Origin of the sequence: Melaminivora alkalimesophila (assembly GCF_000282995.1) — a bacterium.
Taxonomy (GTDB): domain Bacteria; phylum Pseudomonadota; class Gammaproteobacteria; order Burkholderiales; family Burkholderiaceae_C; genus Melaminivora; species Melaminivora alkalimesophila.
Genome location: NZ_ALEE01000166.1, coordinates 1 through 3,344, shown reverse-complemented (window position 1 = coordinate 3,344; position 3,344 = coordinate 1). Strand labels below are relative to the sequence as shown.

The window sequence follows — 3,344 nt, the reverse complement described above, 5'->3', positions numbered from 1 at the left end:
CCACCGCCGCGCCGGCGGCCGACCGCGCCGGCCCGGACAGGTCGGCGACGGTGCGCTGGTCGCCCAGCTGCGAATGGTCCAGCGGCTCGGACAGGAAGATGTAGAACACGCCGAAGACCACCATCGCCAGCGTCACGCCCACCGCCAGCAGCGGGATGGGACGGATGCTCTCCTCGGGGTCGGCGTGTTCGCGCTGCTGTGCGTCTCGGTCGCGCAAGCGGTCGTTCATGGCCATTCCTCCTGTCTCAGGATGCCGGTGCCGGCTCGCCGGCGGGAGCGGGCGTGGCAGGCGGCGCGGCCTCCGCGGCAGCCTCTGCCGGGGCACCTGCGGTCTCGCGCGGTTCGGTGGGCAGTACGGGATAGCTGCGGTTGAGCGACTGCAGGTACTTCACCAGGTCCAGCGCTTCGGGCGTGGCCACGACCACCTTGTTCGCCGGTGTGTAGCCGGGCGGCAGCTTCAGCACTTCGTCGCCTTCCTCGGCCTGGTCCTTGAGGTCGAACAGGTAGGGGTAGGAGGGCATGATCGAGCCCGGCACATAGGCGCGTGGCTGGTACAGATGGCCCAGGTGCCAGTCCTTGCTGGGCTGGCGCACGCCGATGTTCATCAGGTCCGGGCCGGTGCGCATGCTGCCCAGCAGGTGCGGCTTGTCGTATACGTAGTCGGCCGGCACGGTGGCGCGGCCCCAGCCGCGCTCGGCGTCGGGGCCGAAGCTTTTGTCGCGCGGCTGCTGCGTGTGGCAATAGACGCAGCCGTTGGCGATGTAGCTGGCGCGCCCGCGCAGCTCGGCGCTGGTGTAGGGCTTGAGGCCCTCGGGCGTCTTCACGTCGCGCACCTGGATGTAGGGCAGCACCACCAGCGCGGCAGTCGCCAGGCCGAGCGTGACCATGGCGCCGGCCGTCAGCTTGACTTCATTTTCCATGAGCGAGCTCCATGGTGTGGGCACCGTCGCGGAACAGTGCGGCGCCGGTGCGCGCCGGCCCGAAGCGCAGCGCCATGGCCAGGAAGTGGCCGACGAAGATGACCTGGCTGGCCACCATCAGCGCGCCGCCCACGCTGCGCGATTGCAGGTAGGGGATGGTGAGCGCCACCGAATCCATGAAGGGGCGCGAGGCGTCCAGCATGGCCAAGCCCTGCAGCCAGCCACCGATCGACAGGCCCACGAAGTAGATGAGGATGCCGATGGCGGCCAGCCAGAACTGCAGCGAGATCAGGCGCGGATAGGGCCATTCCCAGTGCAGCACGCGCGGCATCATGAAGTAGATGGCACCGAACAGCACCATGGTCACGAAGCCGTAGGCGCCCAGGTGGGCGTGGGCCACGGTGAAGTGCGTGAAGTGCGCGACCTGGTTGACCGAGCGCAGCGCCTCGAAGGAGCCCTGCACCGAGGACAGCATGTACATCAGGCCGCCGAACATCATGAAGCGCAGCGTCGGCGAGTGCAGTGCCAGCCGCGTGCGGCCCCACATGGTGCCGGCCATGTTGATGGAGAAGGCGGCCACCGGGATGATCATCATCATGCTCTGCACGATCGACAGCGTGACCAGCCAGCCCGGCACCGGCCCGCCCACCAGGTGGTGGCCGCCCACCTGGGCGTAGAAGAAGGCCAACGTCCAGAAACCCAGGATCGACAGGTTGTACGAGCGCACCGGCCGGGCGATGATCTTCGGCAGGAAGTAGTAGATCGCGCCCACGCTCACGGGCGTGAACCACAGGCCCAGCACGTTGTGGCCGTACCACCAGTTCATGGTCGCCTGCTGCACGCCGTAGTGCACGCCCGGCAGCTTGGCCACCAGGAACAGCAGCGTGATCCACAAGAGCGCCGCCACGTGGTACCAGACGGTGACGTACAGCGACTCGACCTTGCGGTTGACCAGCGTGTAGAGCACCGGGCCGATGATGCAGACCATGCCGGCGACGATGAACAGGCCGATCTGCCAGGGCATCTCCAGGTATTCCATGCCGTCGGTCCAGCCGGCGCCGATGGCGCCGATGCCGCTGGCGATCGCCACGTTGATCAGCGCGCCGCCGAGCATCACCCACATCGCGCCCATCAGGGGCGTGCGCAGCAGGCGCGGCAGCAGCCAGATGATCACGCCCAGCGAGGCGTTGGTGATCCAGCCGTAGAGCACGGCCGTCAGGTGCACGGTGCGGATCCGCCCGAAGGTCATCCAGGCTTCGCTCACCAGCCAGTCGGGCATGTGCAGCTTCAGCGACGCCGTGAGCCCCGCCACCGAGCCCAGCACCAGCCACAGGCAGGCGAAGGCGATGAACATGAACACCGGAAAGGCGCTGGAGCGGTCGGCCTCGATGCGCTCGGCGAGAGCCTGCGCATCGGGCACGTGGGCCGTGTCGCCGGGCTCGACGGCCGCGGCCTGCAGCTCCGCGCGGCCCGCGGGCTTGAGCGCCGGGTCGTCCACGTGGCCGATTTCGCCGGGGGCAAAGATGACCGAGGCGGCCCGCGGGTTCTCCATCAGGAGGCCCTTGCGCATCGACCAGATGAAGACGAACAGTCCGATGATCGACAGCAGGAAGGCCCCCAACAGGCTCATGACGGCACTGTCCATGAACATTTCCTTTCGATTGGGGCGGCGTGTGCCGGACGCCGATTCGTTGATGCATCGCAACATCGCCGGAGAATGGGCGTGCTATGCATGGCGAAAGGATTGTAAGGTGCAGGTTACATGAATCTATAGAAACCTTCCCAAGTCCCTGTCAAGCCCAGTGCCAAGCGAAGCCTGGGCAGGGAACGGTCAGCGTGCCGGAAGCGAGATGCGCACGTGGTACAGGCCCTTGTGCGGGCCGGCGCGAAAGTCGCAGTCCACATCGTGCAGCAGGCGCAGCCGCTCGCGCACGTTCGCCTGGGCGATGCCGTGCCCGGCCGTGCCGACGCCTCCCCCGGTGCGCGCCGGCAGGGTGTTGGTGATGCTCAGCACCACCCGCTCGCCGCGCAGCTCGGTGCAGATGCGCAGCTTGGCGGTGCCGCCGGTGCTGGGCTCCACGCCGTGCTTGACGGCGTTCTCCACCAGCGGCTGCAGCAGCAGCGGTGGCACGCGCGCGCTGCCGGCGCGCTCGTCCAGCACCCATTGCACGCGCATGCGCTCGCCGAAGCGCACCGCCTCGATCGCCAGGTACTTGCGCGCCAGCTCCACTTCCTCGGCCAGCGTGGTGGCCTCGCCCTGCTCGACCAACGCGTGGCGGAACAGGTCGCCCAGGTCTTCCAGCAGCGCTTCGGCGCGCGCCGGCTCGTCCTGCACCAGCGCAATGGCGCTGTTGAGGGTGTTGAACAGGAAATGCGGCCGGATGCGCGCTTGCAGCTCGGTCAGGCGCGCGGCGGTGGCGGCGG

General features: G+C 68.2%; 3 protein-coding genes and 1 pseudogene. All 4 read right to left on the bottom strand.

Going from position 1 to position 3,344, the window contains the following annotated elements; translation table 11 throughout:
- Positions 1–229, bottom strand: a pseudogene (locus tag A612_RS02730) (c-type cytochrome); the annotation flags it as partial.
- A gap of 16 nt (positions 230–245) precedes the next feature.
- Positions 246–920 (bottom strand): cbb3-type cytochrome c oxidase subunit II, encoded by a 675-nt coding sequence (locus tag A612_RS02725; protein ID WP_019373069.1) that lies wholly within the window; start codon positions 918–920, stop codon positions 246–248.
- Entirely contained in the window at positions 910–2,565 is a 1,656-nt protein-coding gene (locus A612_RS02720; protein WP_040435735.1) for a cbb3-type cytochrome c oxidase subunit I, read from the bottom strand. The genes A612_RS02725 and A612_RS02720 overlap by 11 nt, the downstream gene beginning before the upstream one ends.
- A gap of 186 nt (positions 2,566–2,751) precedes the next feature.
- A partial coding sequence (locus A612_RS02715; protein ID WP_019373067.1) for a sensor histidine kinase occupies positions 2,752–3,344 on the bottom strand: 593 nt, incomplete at its 5' end.